General features: G+C 44.4%; 9 protein-coding genes and 3 pseudogenes. 6 read left to right on the top strand and 6 right to left on the bottom strand.

Annotated elements, in window-relative coordinates; translation table 11 throughout:
- The first annotated feature begins 34 nt into the window (after positions 1–34).
- On the top strand, positions 35–634 hold the full coding sequence (locus NLX71_RS16620; RefSeq protein WP_254364929.1) for a short chain dehydrogenase: 600 nt from the start codon (positions 35–37) through the stop codon (positions 632–634).
- A gap of 43 nt (positions 635–677) precedes the next feature.
- On the opposite strand, the pseudogene NLX71_RS16625 reads toward NLX71_RS16620, so the two are convergent.
- Positions 678–743, bottom strand: a pseudogene (locus NLX71_RS16625) (histidine kinase dimerization/phospho-acceptor domain-containing protein); the annotation flags it as partial.
- A 384-nt stretch (positions 744–1127) separates the two neighbouring features.
- Here NLX71_RS16625 and NLX71_RS16630 point away from each other — a divergent pair.
- Positions 1128–7070, top strand: coding sequence for a hypothetical protein (locus tag NLX71_RS16630; RefSeq protein WP_254364930.1), 5943 nt, complete (start codon positions 1128–1130; stop codon positions 7068–7070).
- 348 nt (positions 7071–7418) lie between these two features.
- On the opposite strand, the gene NLX71_RS16635 is transcribed toward NLX71_RS16630, so the two are convergent.
- Both NLX71_RS16635 and NLX71_RS16640 read right to left on the bottom strand, forming a co-directional pair.
- The gene (locus NLX71_RS16635) at positions 7419–7811 is read right to left on the bottom strand and encodes a retropepsin-like aspartic protease (protein ID WP_254364931.1); all 393 of its coding nucleotides are present in this window, start codon (positions 7809–7811) and stop codon (positions 7419–7421) included.
- Position 7812: 1 nt separating this feature from the next.
- Entirely contained in the window at positions 7813–8055 is a 243-nt protein-coding gene (locus NLX71_RS16640) for a hypothetical protein (RefSeq protein WP_254364932.1), read from the bottom strand.
- A gap of 343 nt (positions 8056–8398) precedes the next feature.
- Here NLX71_RS16640 and NLX71_RS16645 point away from each other — a divergent pair, with 343 nt between their 5' ends.
- From NLX71_RS16645 to NLX71_RS16660, 4 genes are all read left to right on the top strand, one after another.
- A complete protein-coding gene (locus tag NLX71_RS16645) occupies positions 8399–8683 on the top strand; it encodes a hypothetical protein (protein WP_254364933.1) in 285 nt (94 codons plus the stop codon).
- Positions 8684–8805: 122 nt separating this feature from the next.
- The gene (uraA, locus tag NLX71_RS16650; protein WP_254364934.1) at positions 8806–10080 is read left to right on the top strand and encodes a uracil permease; all 1275 of its coding nucleotides are present in this window, start codon (positions 8806–8808) and stop codon (positions 10078–10080) included.
- 210 nt (positions 10081–10290) lie between these two features.
- On the top strand, positions 10291–10767 hold the full coding sequence (locus NLX71_RS16655; protein ID WP_254364935.1) for a hypothetical protein: 477 nt from the start codon (positions 10291–10293) through the stop codon (positions 10765–10767).
- Between the two features lie 83 nt (positions 10768–10850).
- Positions 10851–11789 (top strand): hypothetical protein, encoded by a 939-nt coding sequence (locus NLX71_RS16660; protein ID WP_254364936.1) that lies wholly within the window; start codon positions 10851–10853, stop codon positions 11787–11789.
- A 77-nt stretch (positions 11790–11866) separates the two neighbouring features.
- Here the strand turns inward: NLX71_RS16660 and NLX71_RS16665 are convergent, their stop codons facing one another.
- From NLX71_RS16665 to NLX71_RS16675, 3 genes and pseudogenes are all read right to left on the bottom strand, one after another.
- Positions 11867–14431 (bottom strand): ABC transporter permease, encoded by a 2565-nt coding sequence (locus NLX71_RS16665; protein WP_254364937.1) that lies wholly within the window; start codon positions 14429–14431, stop codon positions 11867–11869.
- A pseudogene (locus tag NLX71_RS16670) lies at positions 14428–14529 on the bottom strand (ABC transporter ATP-binding protein); the annotation flags it as partial. The gene NLX71_RS16665 and the pseudogene NLX71_RS16670, both read right to left, overlap by 4 nt.
- Before the next feature lie 38 nt (positions 14530–14567).
- Positions 14568–16295 (bottom strand): annotated as a pseudogene (locus tag NLX71_RS16675) (FtsX-like permease family protein); the annotation flags it as partial.
- Positions 16296–16374: the final 79 nt, after the last annotated feature.

The following is a 16374-nucleotide window of genomic DNA, read 5'->3' on the forward strand; positions in this document are numbered from 1 at the left end:
TTTACACAAATATGTCTGGAAAGGCGGTTAACCGATGAAAATATTAGTTGTTGGCGCTACGGGCACGCTTGGCAAAGCTGTTGTCGACAGATTGAAGGATAACCACGAGATTATAAAAGCGGCGCGGCGCGGTGGCGATGTGACCGTAGATATGACATCAACGGAGAGCATCGCGGCGATGTACGAAGCGGTAGGAAAAGTCGATGCGGTCGTTGTCACGGCGGGAAGCGCCAAGTTTCTTCCTCTAACCGATATGACCCCGGAGGATAATCAGGTTGCCATTGATAGCAAGCTCAAGGGCCAGATCAACATCGTTCTGCTCGGATTGGAATATCTCAATGACGGCGGCAGCTTTACGCTGGTGTCAGGCATTTTAATGGATGACCCCATCCCGCAAGGAGCCTCTTCCGCGATGGCCAACGGCGCCATCCGGGCGTTCGTCAAGTCGGCTGCGATTGAAATGCCGCGGGGCATCCGGATTAACACCGTCAGTCCGAATGTGCTGGAAGAATCGTGGAACGCTTATGCCGGTTATTTCGCCGGATTCGTGCCCGTTCCCGCCAGCAAAGCGGCCGCCGCGTATCAGAAGAGCATCGAAGGCAAACAGACCGGCCAGTGCTACGAAGTGTATTAACTCTATTTCACATCGATTGCAAAAATAGATAGCGTTTGGCTTAGCCGATCACCGAAGTCAGCGGTGTGCGCAAATCATGCGCCAAATTCAGGACCAGTTGATCTTTGCTGTCGCTCGGCGTTCTGTTCCCGCATACGAGTCATATCGAAAATGTTTTGCTTGCTGGTTTTAAATGAAACTAAGAGCGCCAAGCCTTAATATATAAGGGATCGTAGGCCAATACGAATTCTTAAGTAAGAGTGCAATAAGGGAGTTTGCAGTTGGTTGCCGTAAAAATATGACTGATGATGTAAAGATTAAAGAACTTAGAAAGACGCTGGTCCTGACCACCCAACGTCTTTTTCATTTTTCTGGCTTTAAGTCATTATCATCAAAGCTGTTTTTTTGCAGCCGAAATGTATTTTTCACCAGTATATAAGGAAATTTTGGAGGATTGGTCCAGTTATTGTTGAATTTAATTATAGGGTTTTGACATTAATGAGGTGACTACTAATTGAAAAACTACGACTCGGGTTCACACGATCCTTATTGGTATGAGTCTTATTTAGGTCTCAAGTATGTTCTGGAAATGCTCGACACAGATTCGGGTATTGAGGCGGTCGTCTTTCAAGCCAGAACGATTAACAAATTAGATGATGTTGTTGTGAAATATAAGGATGGTCGCTCACTTTGTATTCAAGTTAAGCATACGAGAGCGGAAAATAATTTAACCTTAAGTGATCTTATTAGACCCTCAAGTAAAAGTTCATCCTCCCTGCTTCAGGATATGGCAGTTGCGTGGCAGGAAGGCTTAAAGACTATTCCAAACTGCATCCCAGAACTTTACACAAATAGGCGCGGGGGAAAGAATTGGTCACGAACGGCAAATGATTCAGCCTATCCTCCGCTACCTGAATTTTGGAAAGTACTTAGGGAAGAGATGAAACGAGCAGGGAACCTTTCTGGTATCCACTTGGATTCAACATATAGAGCGGCGTGGACTGATCTTCTTGCACAACTAGGTGTGCTCAAAACAGATATAAACAAATATGAATTCCTAAGAAAATTGCGATTACGTTTCAGTAGGCCCGATTTAGAAAAACTTGAGTCACAGATGCACGAACAAATCGGTCGAATATTTGGGGTATCTTCACCATCTTTCCAAAGAGAAATTTTTGAAAAGCTCGCAGCTAGTTTACGATTTTGGACAACTTCGATACAAGGCAAGGTTGATTTCGTCTATCCGGAGGAAGTGTATAGTCGGTTATCTTTGCAAGTAGAGGTCGATGACAGAGATCATTTGATTCGCCCCCCGCTTCCCTTTTTCAAATCACGGTTAGTCTTTATGGAACGATTAATAGAACAACTTGGTTCTCGAAAACATAGTATTATTTTCTTGAAAGGTAGCCCCGGTAGCGGCAAAAGTAGCCTAGTAAGCCAATTGGCATATGAAGCACCAGCCATCATTAATCTTCGTTATCACGCTTTCAAACCAATTACGCCCGAAATGAAAGAAATCCCTCCCGATGCAGGACGAACTGTGGATCCTCGTGTTTTCTGGACGGCGTTGATAGATCAGATTCGAACAAAATTTACAGGTAAACTCCACCAATATAAAGTTCCAATTCGTTGCGATTATCTGACGGTAGGTGAAATCCGTAATCATACATTACGGCTGGCACAGGAACTGTCGAACATTACCCAGAGGCCGACTGTTATTGCAATAGATGGAATTGATCATGCAGCTAGAGCAGGATACATCTCTCATAAGCCCGAGGATACGTTCCTTCCGTGGTTGGTTCATCCCGAAGAAGTTCCTAGTGGTGTTCTTTTTCTGCTGGCGGGACAGCCTCCGGAAGGATATCCGGCCTACCCACAATGGCTAAAGGAGGATAGGACTGAGGTTCTTCATCTTGAAGTGCCAGTTGTTACAGAGAGTGACATCGGCCAGATGCTCCCACATGATTTTCCAAGGGAGTTCATAGAGCCGGCAGTAAATGTGATTCATGAGATTGCAGTAGATAATACGCTTGCCGCTGTATTTGCGGTTAGAGAAGCAACAGACTGTACAACGGTCGAAGCATTGATTGAAAGACTACAGGCGAGAAAATTGCATGATGGTATTCATGCTTACTATGATCATATTTGGATTCATGCGATACAAAAAATCCAGACAAAGGTCAATTACGAGATTGCATACTTAAACGAGAAACTATCGAGTTATTTTTCGCTGTCAAGCGAACGTCTGGATGGTGCGACACTAAAAGGGATCTTTAAGGAACTATTACTTACAGAATCCGATTGGAATCACCTGTTAAAGGATTTGGAGCCGCTCGTTATAGAGCAGGACAGAGGAAAGTTCGTATTATTTCATAATGATGTTCGAGTCTATTTCATGCGGTATATTCGAACTCGCCGTGATATTCTGGAAGACATTGCCGGTTCTCTTGCAGATTTTTACGTGGCTGAGCCCTCTTACAAGATCGCGCGTCATGCTGATTTGTTTTCCTTATTAAGACAAAGTGGACGAATAGAAGAGATCGTCTCTATTTTCAATCCATCGTTCATTATGGAAGCGTGGACGATAAGAAGACCTATCGATGAAATCAAGGAACAGTGCAGGGACATGTTGGCCGTCGTTAAGAAGCGGAAAAACTGGAATGATGCAGGTGGAGTGCTTGAGGCACTTCGTACTGTTCAACAACTTTTAATATCGTATGATAAAGCAAATGAACGGAATTATTTCGTTGCGGAAGATCAACGCGTACCTGCTTTCGTACCATCTGAAGGAATTATGAAGCCACCCCAGACATGGAAGATGAATCTGTTAAATCAAGTATTCAATGATGTTGGACGACTAGTAAAGCTCGGAGAGTATGACCGTGCTCGTCAAATCATGGAACGGTGGTTCAAACGAAATAACGTGACTCCCTTTCAATTGATCCATCTTCTCGAGGAATACTATGTTTTTGAGTCAAGTTTCAATCGTGATAACTTGAGTAAGGGGTTTCTTGAATTGATTCGTGAATGGGGGGAACTGGCAGGGGTTACTTTAATTGATGAATGGGGAATTGAAAAAGAGGAGGTAAGGAACAGTTTAGAAGAACAAGTGGCAAGTGCTTATTCTGACGGATTTCTTCACGGATCACTCAACCGAAGCGGATTCTCATTTTTTAGATGCTTGAAGAGGTATTTACAGCATCTTGTGCCAGAGAAAAGAGAAGTTTTAATCGAACGGATGGTTGATGAGCAGAAATGGACAGAGTTACGCTATACCCTTAAGAGAACAGATCATCTTGTTCCATCTTTCCAGCATCGAATTAAACTGGCCATGTATAGTGCCATAGCGAATTTCGAGACTGAGCGCTTCGTTCGTCCTGTTGTAGAACAGGGATATGAAATTTTAGAGCATAAGAAAATGAACTATGAAACCGATGCAAAGCTCTATTCTTGTATCTGTTTTCTTAGAGGATGGTCTTACCCAGAATCCGATTTAAAACAGCACGCTGAAGAAGCGATTCAAGCTTATTCCTCCTACGACCGAGATCCGAGAACTACGGATATGATTCGTCTTTTATTTCATAGTACCTATCGAATGGGAGCTTACTATTGTCTTTCAATGCAGGAAGGATACAGACTTTCCAAGCAAGACATAACGATGATTCTTTATCTGCTGGAACGCCTCTATTTAATGGATCAGTCTGTCTATTACCATTTAGTCGGTTACATAGAAGTTCGTTCTTTCTTTATGCGAATGGCAATGTTTTTATCTCGAAATGATAAGGCATTGGATAAATTGTTGTACCCTGTTGTAAGGGACAGCATGATTGAGGGCGATATTTTTTATTTGGATATGGAACTTATTTGGAGGTTTTTAGATAGTCATGGAGATCTAACATCGATGGCACTCATTTTCGAACGGTGGACGAATGAGAAAGGAATAATTTGGGATGACAATCTCCAAAGAGTAACATATTGGGTCGAGAAGCTAGCTGCACTTGGTGAAAAATATCAGTTACAGGAGAAAGCACGGCATCTTAAGGAGCAGTTTGCAAGGAAATGGTTCGGCATAACCGCAAGACAATCATCCCTAAATCATGTTGTACAATGGGTAGAGATTCTGCTGCATGCTAAGCCTTCATTATGGAAAGGACAAGGGAAACTACTACTTGATCTGTGTAGACAACTGGATAGTGAGTCTAACCTAGTAGCCGATTATGCGGTAAGTGTTGTAATGGCTGAGGCGCAAAAGGATGGAGTCGAGAGGCTTTGGGCTGTTCTTAACGAAAATAGCATGCTTGATGTGGATGATTTTTCAAAATATAAAGTGACCTTCGATGTGTTAATCCGTGTGCTAAGGGATACTTTCTTTACAGAAGAAGATCTAGCAGCCCTATGGATACTAACAGTTGGTGGGATGAACTGGAGAGATAGAAGTAGTAGGGCATACATAGAAGATATGAGAAAATGCATTTTAAAAGCGGCTCATAGACTCGGGTACTCGGGTCTAGGCGCTTACATGAAACACTCGACTCCATATCATTTCGACATTCATAATAACAGAGATCGTGACAACAGACCGAAACGATGGTTTATAACGCGTAGAGAACGTCGCCCGTACTGGGAAAGTACTTGGAAACGTGTCGAACGTAAAATCAGAAAATTATCTATGGAAGAAGCTTTCGATGATTTTCAGCGTGTAATCAATAATTTAGCTCCTTATGGTGGAAGTATGGATCATGTGGTAGCTTTTAATTATGCTGAGATTTTAGTCCACAAATTAAGTACAGAACCTTCTTATCGGTATAAGGAATATACCAATATTTTGTTCGTGTTTGCAGAAACTCATGCAGTAGCGAGTTACCACAGAAATGAGCAGTATATTCAAGACTTTTATTCTGCATTTATAAATCTCACTACGGACGATAAGACAAGATGGAGACTGCTGGATCCACTTATACCGGAAAGTATAGACAATAGGGAGCTTGCGTATTTCATTGTCAAACTGGAAGAAATGCTTCAGGCAAGGGCAATGAAATTAGGTGTTGAGGAAATTGAAGAGGCTACTGATCGGGTTCTGAGCACATATAGGCAATGGCTCGACTGGAATGTGGATGTGACATCATCTATCTATTCCCCATCACATCCACTGAATCGGATGTCATGGAGGCAATTCACCTTGAACGTCTTGCTTAGAAATTTATCAAGCCGTAATGAGCATCAAATTGAAGCGGCATTACAGGGTTTGTGGCGGTTTGTTGAGTTGGATCATACAGTTATTTGTGATCTGATTTCCGGGTGGGGAAATGTAGGCGATTCTGGGGAGGAATGGTTACTAATATTATTCGAGCGTATTGCTGCAACGTATCCTTCCTATTATGAAGCAATGAAACCCTTACTGGCTGAGTTAAAATCCCATGGAGGATTACAGATTAGCACACAGGCAGAAGTGATCATTGAGACGTTTGAACGTAGGCAGTGTATTGCAATGAAAAATTCTAAACCGTGGGTGATACAAAAACTTGGAGCATTTATTTTCCGGTTTGCTCGCAGCAATGAGAGGAAAGGAGTACATATTATTGATTACCCACCATTCCAAGATCGTCATTTTAATCAACGATTTTATCAAATCGCCAGTATATTTCCTGATCTTGTAAAGGAGCTTCTTGATGAGTTGGAAGCTTCAGAAGACTCGAATTCCAATCTGGAGAAAAAATTGTTAAATATCATAGAGAAGCGGATAGAGAAAGGAACTTGGGAACAAACTTCTGTTTATAACGAGGTGCAGGCCTACCTTCCTTGTGACGATCCCTTCCTGCTCTTGGATCCCCCGCGTGCATTCAGAAGATCGACTGGGTGGTTGAAACTCGGTTTAATGGCGATGTCGCAGTTTGATCAGGAGGATGCTTGCTTACAGTTCATGAAGCAGGCTCGCAAAGGGCTACAGGACGGTCAAGAGTTGCTTGGGGCAGCCCTATTCCATTTCAACATCGTGGAAGGCTACTACTTCACTTGCGGATTATCGGAAAGTTGGGGTTTTAGCAGACCAACGCCTAGTGGAAGATCGTTCTTGTTCTACAACAATGAAGCAAACGTTAGAGAGTCGAGTCCAGAACTGTTCTATACGTTTAATCATATTAACGGACAGAAAATTCCGTATGGTAGTACGGTCCACTTGGTTCCAAGCCTAGTATTTCGGTTGTTGGGCTGGCATCCGTCAACTATGAACCCATTGGTGTGGGAAAAGAAGGGTAAAAAGATGATGTGGATGGAGCAGATTTTTGGTCCTTTTGAGGAAGGAGTACATCCGTTTCTCCAGCGTTGGGTTTGTACGAAAGAAGGGTTTGTAGAAATAACAAGGGTAAAGCGTAATCTTCGCTATATGGTGACATTTGAGCCAATGAGAAACAATGTTTCTATGATGGATTTGCCGAATAATGTGAGGGTTTTTATGTAAGGGTTGCGTTGGCTGTCTGGCTTCTGGTGTTTATTTCAAAATAAAATAAGACAAAGTTCAACAGAAATTCCCCATTACTACAATCCGGAATAGCGCAGCGAAGTTGCCGTAAAACTGCCGCAAAAATTCGTGATAAGGCACAGTAAATCAAGCGAACAGAAGGTGACGCATTTGCTAAAACCTTGATTCTACGCGACATAAAGCGACTATAACAGACGCCGCGGGAGTAAGGTTGCTTCCCGCATACAACACGTAGTCATCTGTTCCTTGGTGTATAAGGGTTTTGAGTGAGTGGTAATGGGAGTTGGGACGAAATGGGGACGCGAGTTTCGCGTCCCCATTTCAATGTTATTTGGAGTTTGCCGGATACATTTGCATCCGATGAAGATCGATGATCATGTTGCTGCTTTTCAGAATATCTAATCCGATTAGACCGTTAATGTAGCTAATATCCTCATTAAACACTCCGCAATCTAATCTGATGTCTTTTAGAACGATATCACCAAGCTGGATATGATCAACTTGCTTTCTAAATGAATATTCGTCTCCTCCGATTCCAAAGCTTCGTACCAGCTTATCTCCATTTTCAAACTTGATGCCGATATCTGTCACAACATCAGATGAAATGAAAGAGTGCGCCGCGCCGGTATCAATGACCAAATTATCAATTGTTAAGGATCGCCCTCTGTAATTTAGTGTCATTGATGTTTGCAGTAAATTATCGATCAGATCAATCTGCATCTTACCGGCTCCTGTAGAACGGATTTTTTCTTAGTTCAATGGCTATCTTTTCTTGGCCGGTGTGATAGACGATATTGTTTTTTTTACACTTCAACAGTTCTCTGGTTGCTTCGTCAGGATCTTGGATTGCTCTGATCAAAGCGACCTCGTCAACGTATTGAACACTATCTTCTGTATGAGAATTTAATATTTCAAGCAGTACGTACTGATCGGGATAAATGCTTCGGACTTCTTGCCATTGCATGTATAACACCTCACTAATGGGTATTTCATATTTAATTATATCATACTTTCATGACCAAAGAGTCGGGGGCAAATATTATCCCTGCTCTCGTTTATTCAGGTTGACCACATCCGCCGTGACATCCTCTTGACGCATTGGATACTGCTTGAAGTTCCTGTCGAATGGCTTCACACCCCAGCGGCAAAAGAATGACAAGCAAAAAGAACCATTTCTCCATCTCATATTTTTCGCTATTGCAAATGTTAGTTTCTGTGATATAATTGACTTACCGTTAGGTAAATAAGAGGTGTAGCGATCCTAATACGCCATCTCTTGAATCAGTTATAACGAGGAGGAGAATACATTGAAAATGAAGGTTGAATTTGTTCTTTTGGACAAAAAGGGAGAGACGGTTCAGAGGGAACTGGAACCGGAAGAAATTGAGATTCTTATGGAACTCGAAGCAGTGAGATTGCCAGTTGGCCCTAACTCGACTCCCAAATCTCTGACGATCGCGGAGGCACAACTTGACCTTTGCGAAGCGACACCCTTTATTAGAGTAGAGGTCCTTGATCCTGCTGCTGCCAAGTCTTCTGACTCTGATGATTCTGACGAAGAAGAATCGTTTCTTGATCAATTGTTTAAATAGTGTTAATAAAAAGCACCTTAACAGGTGCTTTTTATTATGCAAAAATTCAGCTTTTCATGCCTCTTTGCATGCACTATAATACGGTAGATAACAATATTTAAAACGATCAAAGGGGAACTTCAATGTCGCGAATCATCCAAGTTCATGAGAGACCGCCCTTCTGGAAGAGCTTGCCGCTCGGGCTGCAGCATCTGTTTGCCATGTTCGGGTCCACGGTTCTTGTTCCAATCCTGTTCAAGGTCGACCCGGGCACGATCCTGCTAATGAACGGCATCGGGACCTTGCTGTACCTATTCATTACCAAGGGGAAAATTCCCGCTTACCTCGGCTCCAGCTTCGCCTTTCTTTCGCCGGTTTTCGTCGTTCTGGCGGAAAAAGGGTATAACGCGGCGCTCGGAGGCTTCCTGGTGGTCGGCGTCATCTTCACCATCGTCGCCCTGCTGATCCGCTATGCGGGAACCGCCTGGATCGACGTCGTATTCCCTCCGGCTTCCATGGGGGCGATCGTCGCGGTGATCGGGCTTGAGCTCGTTCCGACAGCCGCCAAGATGGCCGGCTTCATCGCTCCGGATGGAGCGCCCACCGGTTGGTCCCCGGATACCACGATCATTACGGTCTCCGTAGTCACGCTGCTGGTCGGCGTGCTTGGATCGGTGCTGTTCCGCGGAATTTTCAAAATCATTCCGATCCTGATCGCCATCGTCGTCGGCTATGTGCTGTCCAGTGTTCTCGGGCTGGTGCATGTACAAGCCGCGATCGGCGCAGCTAACTGGCTGACGCTGCCTACCTTTTATACGCCGGTTTGGGATTGGACAAGCATCGCCATTATCGCCCCTGCCGCGCTGGTGGTCATCGCCGAGCATATCGGTCATCTGATTGTAACCGGTAATATTGTCGGTAAAGATCTGTCCAAGGACCCGGGACTCAGCCGTTCTTTGCTTGGCAACGGCGTCTCCACCGTGATCTCCGCGGCGGTAGGCTCCACTCCCAATACAACGTATGGGGAAAATATCGGCGTCATGGCGATCAGCCGCGTCTATTCCGTCTGGATCGTCGGTCTGGCGGCAAGCATGGCGATCGTCCTTTCCTTCGTAGGCAAGCTATCGGCGCTGATCCAAACCATCCCCACCGCGGTGATGGGAGGCGTTTCGCTGCTGCTGTTCGGCGTCATTGCCGCATCCGGCATCCGCATGCTGGTCGAGACGAAGGTCGACTATTCCAAGCCTGCGAACCTGATCCTGACAACGGTTGTGCTGGTCGTCGGTCTAAGCGGGGCGGCGTTCAAGTGGGGGCATCTCGAGCTGAAGGGCATGGCCCTTGCCACGGTCGTGGCAATTTTACTCAGCTTGGTGTTCAAATTGTTTGAGGTTCTGAAGTGGTCTAACGATACGGATTAAGAAACGTGTAAAGGGCACTGCCCGAAAGGTTGCTTAGACCTTCGGACAGGCCCTTTTTGTTTGTCGTTTTTGTTTCACTGTAAGGATGAAGAAGGTGCGACGTTTCCCATTATAAACAAAACCTCCCGGGGGATAGAGAGTTCAGGACAAAGGCACAATACGGTTGTGTTCTTTGAACAACACTTATTCCTAAGGAGGCCTAATTCGAGAATGACTACCAAAAAAGAAGCCGTAACTCAAGAACAAATCGCGGATAAGGTGAAGGCTGAGGTGGCTAGTGAGCTGACCCCGTTGGAAAACCAGCTTAACCAGATCCAAAAGATTTTAACCCAAGTCCAAAACCCTTCCCAAAGCTCAGCTTCGACGAGCTCCAATCAAAATCAGCAGCAGATTGGCCAGCTTGTCAATCAAATGAACCAATTCAACCAACAAGTGCAAAGCCAGCAAAAGCAAGCCATTCAACAGCTTCAACAATCCATTCAGCAAGCCAACCAAACGTTGAACCAAGCGAACCAAACCGTGCAATCGTTCCAAATGCTGAGCCAAATGCAGCAGTTGATCCAACAATCTCAGCAGCAAGCGAATCAAATGAATCAGCAGAATCAACAAAATCAACAGAATCAACAGAATCAAATGAGTCAACAAAGCTTCAACCAAAGCAGCTTCAATATGAACCAAACTCACTAATCATTCCTTCAGCACTTGTGCGGGTTGCGTTGCGGCGTAACCCTCTTTTTTAGAGAACGTCAAACGAAGGGGAAATGAAGGGGATGTTAATTACAGCTTTTGTCTTTATAATGGTTGCTGTTGTCATAGGCATTATTTTCTTGAGAAACTTCGCCCAGCAATTAGTCGATCACGAGGACCATTCGCATGGGGAGCATCCCCATCACCTGAAGAAAGCCGCGAGTATAGAAGCGGCTCAGGAGCTTTACCCATTCGAAGAAACAAAAAGTATTGCTCGTAGCAAGAATGAGCCGGACAAAAAAAGAAGCCATATTCAAGCTGTACCCGATATACGGGAAAATAAGACGGGAAGCAGCGTGCAGCCTGTTACGCCTAAGGCCGATGCTAAAGCTAAAAACACCGTGCAATCTGTTACGCCTAAGGTCGACGCCAAAGTTAAAAGCACGATGCAGCCTGTTACGCCTAAGGTCGATGCCAAAGCTAAAAGCACGATGCAAACTGTTACGCCCAAGGTCGACGCCAAAGTTAAAAGCGCCGTGCAACCTGTTACGCCTAAGGTCGACACCAAAGTTAAAAGCGCCGTGCAACCTGTTATGCCTAAGACCGATGCCAAAGTTAAAAGCGCCGTGCAACCTGTTACGCCTAAGGTTGCCGCCAAAGTTAAAAGCGCCGTGCAACCTGTTACGCCTAAGGTCGACACCAAAGTTAAAAGCACGATGCAGCCTTTTTCTTATATTCAGGTTCCAAGCAATATTTCAGCTTCGTTTATTGCTAATGAACAGCCGTATCAGCCAGTTTTAAGTCAAAGCATAGATTCCGCGGCCGTGATTCCCTTATCTTTGGAAAAACAATTGGACAATATTGAAGTTACAGAGAGCAGGCTCCAAATTAACGTATATAATAACCTTGTCCAACAGTTGGAGGAAGCTTCAGCAGTATTAGCGCAAGTCGATGAACAGATTAAATTCATCGAATTAACGAATTTTATTGACGATGAATTTACAAAATTAAGGAACATATAAACATCTATATGCGGGCCCGCACCAGGTGTTTCATATTCTTCCTTCCTCCTTGTTTTCTTCATCTGCCAATGTCAATCCTAGCCGCGTTCATTCTCCTGTTTCAAAGCATCAATAATGTTTACCTTTTTTACTTTTATGCTGGCGTAATACATGGACAAGCTCACGATAACAAATACGGCCGCAATCACATACAGAATACGGGTCCAAGGCACGATAAAACCGTACCTAAAACTGTACATGAAGGCTCGGTAGATCAACACCATAATCACTGCGCTGACCGGAAGCCCATAAGTTAGGGCCTTGATTCCGTAAAATATGCTTTCATAGTTCAACATTTTATTAAAGCTCTTCGGCGTCATCCCCGCCGATCTCAGCATCGCAAATTCCCGTTTGCGAAGGGCAACGCTTGTCGAAATCGTGTTGAGAATGTTCGCCATCGAAACCGCCGTAATTAATGCCACAAAACCATAAACAAATACGGACAATAACAGGATCTTTTGTTCAGAGCGCTGTCTTTCTTGAAATAAGTTGTTGACAGACAACCTTTCCATCATTTCTTCGATGTCTTGTTGTGTTTTCAAAGGATCTTTACTATTCAAGTAAAGATTGGAAATAACCCTATCTTTGCTTTTTTTCATTAACTGGTCGAGGACCGGTTCAGATACAACAAGATGTTCAAAGCTGCTTTGAATAATTCCCATCGGGAATTGATCCGTTACCGCGGCAAGCTCCACTTTGCCGACCGACTCTTCATTAGAATAGGCGGAGACGAGATCAAGCATTTCCCCTATTCTGCCCTGGATACCTCTCGTTTCGATAATTTTGTCATTTTTATCTTGATATGTCATGACATCAATCAATATGGCGGTTGGGTGAGCGGGATTCGTTAGCTTGGCGTACTCGATGCCGACCTTTTTGGCATAGGCTTTCAGCTTGTCTTCACTTAAAGCATTGACGTGTATATTGTATCTATACCGACCCTGTTCAGGAGCCCCCGGGGGGGTCGCACCTTCGGGAATGGACTGCTCTGCAACCCAAGTGAAGACGCCAGACCAGTGTTTAATCAGGCTGTATTCCGTAACGCCCTCCAACGACACAATCGATTTCACCAAACGCTCATCGAGCGTCGCCAATTCAATACCTCCCTTGTATACCACGATATCATAGTTATAGCCTTTTTGTGAGAGATCAAGCGATCTCTGCAGGTTGGAAGTGAAGAAGGACACGGATAGAAACAGCACGATACTAATGACAAGTGAAAAGACCGTAGCGTAATACCTGCGTCTGTTTCTTTTTAAATTTTTCAATCCGAGCTCCGCTTCAATGCCGAATAACCGTTGGACCAGCTTCGAGGTTTTCACCGTTTTCCCTGTCAGCTTAATATCCATGGCTTGCCGAATCGCATCGATAGCAGAAATTTTAGATGCTCTTTGGGCTGGAATATACGTTGAAATGAATATCGTAACGATCGAGATCAGACAGGTCATTGCGAGCGATGAAGGCGTGACGACCAACGTCAGCTTTTCAGTAACGCCGATCGCAGCTTCGAGCATCGAGTTAATGAAGCGAAAGGTAATGCCGATTCCAATCATGCCGCAGATGACGCCTAAAGGAATGCTAATGACGCCAATTATCGCTCCCTCAAAAAATACCGAATTTCTCTTCTGCCTTGTCGTTGCTCCAACACTCGACAGCATCCCTAGATAACGTGACCGTTCCGAGACGGAAATCGCAAAAGCATTGTAGATTAAGGAAATGGAGCCAATGATAATAACAAGCAACACAATGACGAATAGCGCGCTATAGGTTTTGCCTAACCCGCCACTCATTACGCCATAATAACGCAATAGAGACTCATTCGTTTCAAACGAGCTGATGTTGTTTTTAGCGGACAAGTCATTGGCATGAGCAAATACAGTGCCGTCGACTTTCTTGAGGACCACGCTCGCATCAACGGTTTTGTTGGCATCCAGCATGTTCTCGTCAACATAGGTAAGGGCCGTATACCCCGGCGCCCATGTCTGCTCCCACGAAGGACGTTTAATAAAGCCTACAACGGTATACGTTTCGGTTGTGGTATGAATTAAGGTTTCCGCGCTAGTCCCGTTGACGGATCTTAATGGAGCGTGTTGAGAAAGGTCCGTATCGCCAGGTACAGTCGAGCGCTGCCCGACATGAAGGGTTAAACGATCGCCGATCCGGTAGGTGACTTTGGCGTTCGTGGCGATAGCTTCCGAAAGGACGATCTCATTCGCTTGTTGAGGCAGGCGCCCTTCACTCAATGCAATAGGGAAGTTTTTAAAACCTTGGGCATTAAATGCTTTAATGAACAAATAAGGCTTATTGATATTTTGGCTTCCTGGCAACAGGGCATAGCCGCGTTCCTTGGAAGTGATGAATTGTTGGGTTGCCGTATCCTGTTTGATCGCTTCGAGCTGATCTTTGTTGACGTTTTTGTACAGGACATGCCATTCTCCATAGTCTTGAATCGTTTGCTTTTGCATTAACACCAGAAAAGAGGAGCCAAGCGTTATAACCGCCGTCATCATGGCTACGGAAATCATAACTCCGATCACGGTCACAAGCGTTTGCTTCTTATTTTTCATTAAATGTCGGAGCGTTAGCTTATGGATAATGTTCATGGCCGAATGACCTCATCTTTGGCAATCTTTCCATCTTCAATGGCGATAATTCTATCGGCTTGCAAAGCAATTCGTTCATCATGGGTAATCATAATCACTTTAGGGTCCCCCAGCTCTCTTGATCGGCCGCGAGCTTCTATAGATTCTCCTGTTTCAAAGCATCAATAATGTTCGCCTTTTTTACTTTCATGCTGGCGTAATACATGGACAAGCTCACGATAACAAATACGGCCACAATCACATACAGCATACTAGTCCAAGGCACGATGAAACCGTACGAAAAACTATGCATGAAGGCTCGGTAGATCAACGCCATAATCACTACGCTGACGGGAAGCCCATAAGTTAGGGCCTTGATTCCATAAAATATGCTTTCATAATTCATCATTTTATTAAAACTTTTCGGCGTCATCCCCACTGATCTCAGCATCGCAAATTCCCGTTTGCGAAGGGCAACGCTCGTCGAAATCGTGTTGAGAATATTCGCCACTGAAACCGCCGTAATTAATGCCACAAAACCATATACAAATACGGACAATAACAGGATCTTTTGTTCAGAGCGCTGTCTTTCTTGAAATAAGTTCCTGACCGCTAGATCATTCTTCATTTCTTCAATGTTCTGTTGTGTTTTCAAAGGATCTTTACTATTCAGGTAAAGTCCCGAATACGCTTCATCCTTGCTTTTTTTCATTAACTGGTCGAAGACCGGTTCAGATACAACAAGATGAACTTCAAAGCTGCTTTGAATAAGTCCCATCGGGAATTGATCCGTTACCGCGGCAAGCTCCACTTTGCTGACCGACTCTTTATTATTATCGGTAGAGACGATATCAAGCATTTCCCCTGCCCGGCCATGAATACCTCTCGTTTCGATAGTTTTTTTGTTCTTTTCATCTATATGTGTCATGACATCAATCAATATGGCGGTTGGGTGAGCGGGATTCGTTAGCTTGGCGTACTCGATGCCGACCTTTTGGGCATAGGCTTTCAGCTTGTCTTCACTTAAAGCATTTACTCGTAAATTGTATTTATACCGACCTTGATCAGGAGCCTGAGGGGGTTTCGCACCTTCGGGAATGGACTTCTCTGCCACCCAAGTGAAGGCGCCAAACCACTGTTTAATCAGGCTGTATTCCGTAACGCCCTCCAACGACACAATCGATTTCATCAAACGCTCATCGATCGTCGCCACTTCGCCGTTCTTGTATACCCCGATATCATAGTTATAGCCTTTTTGTGTGAGATCAAGCGATCGCTGCATGTTGGAAGTGAAGAAGAACACGGATAGAAACAGCACGATACTAATGACAAGTGAAAAGACCGTAGCGTAATACCTGCGCTTGTTTCTTTTTAAATTTTTCAATCCGAGCTCCGCTTCAATGCCGAATAACCGTTGGACCAGCTTCGAGGTTTTCACCGTTTTCCCCGTCAGCTTAATATCCATGGTTTGCCTAATCGCATCGATAGCAGAAATTTTAGATGCTCTTTGGGCTGGAATATACGTTGAAATGAATATCGTGACGATCGAGATCAAACAGGTCATTGCGAGCGATGAGGGCGTGACGACCAACGTCAGCTTTTCAGTAACACCAATCGCAGCTTCGAGCATCGAGTTAATGAAGCGAAAGGTAATGCCGATTCCAATCATGCCGCAGATGACGCCTAAGGGAATGCTAATGACGCCAATTATCGCTCCCTCAAAAAATACTGAATTTCTCTTCTCCCTTGTCGTTGCTCCAACACTCGATAGCATCCCTAGATAACGTGACCGTTCCGAGACGGAAATCGCAAAAGCATTGTAGATTAAGGAAATGGAGCCAATGATAATAACAAGCAACACAATGACGAATAGCGAGCTATAGGTTTCTATTTAGCCCCTATTTAAACTTGGACAGTACACCCCTTACTCCGATACAATAATATTGAGGCGGAGGGAACGAAAT

The sequence above is a fragment of the Paenibacillus sp. MZ04-78.2 genome (assembly GCF_024213375.1).
Classification (GTDB): domain Bacteria; phylum Bacillota; class Bacilli; order Paenibacillales; family NBRC-103111; genus Paenibacillus_G.

Coding starts and splice junctions, on each gene's coding strand:
- NLX71_RS16620 (WP_254364929.1), top strand. CDS start 35: ATGAAAATATTAGTTGTTGGCGCTACGGGCACGCTTGGCAAAGCTGTT.
- NLX71_RS16635 (WP_254364931.1), bottom strand. CDS start 7,811: ATGCAGATTGATCTGATCGATAATTTACTGCAAACATCAATGACACTA.
- NLX71_RS16640 (WP_254364932.1), bottom strand. CDS start 8,055: ATGCAATGGCAAGAAGTCCGAAGCATTTATCCCGATCAGTACGTACTG.
- uraA (WP_254364934.1), top strand. CDS start 8,806: ATGTCGCGAATCATCCAAGTTCATGAGAGACCGCCCTTCTGGAAGAGC.
- NLX71_RS16655 (WP_254364935.1), top strand. CDS start 10,291: ATGACTACCAAAAAAGAAGCCGTAACTCAAGAACAAATCGCGGATAAG.
- NLX71_RS16660 (WP_254364936.1), top strand. CDS start 10,851: ATGTTAATTACAGCTTTTGTCTTTATAATGGTTGCTGTTGTCATAGGC.
- NLX71_RS16665 (WP_254364937.1), bottom strand. CDS start 14,431: ATGAACATTATCCATAAGCTAACGCTCCGACATTTAATGAAAAATAAG.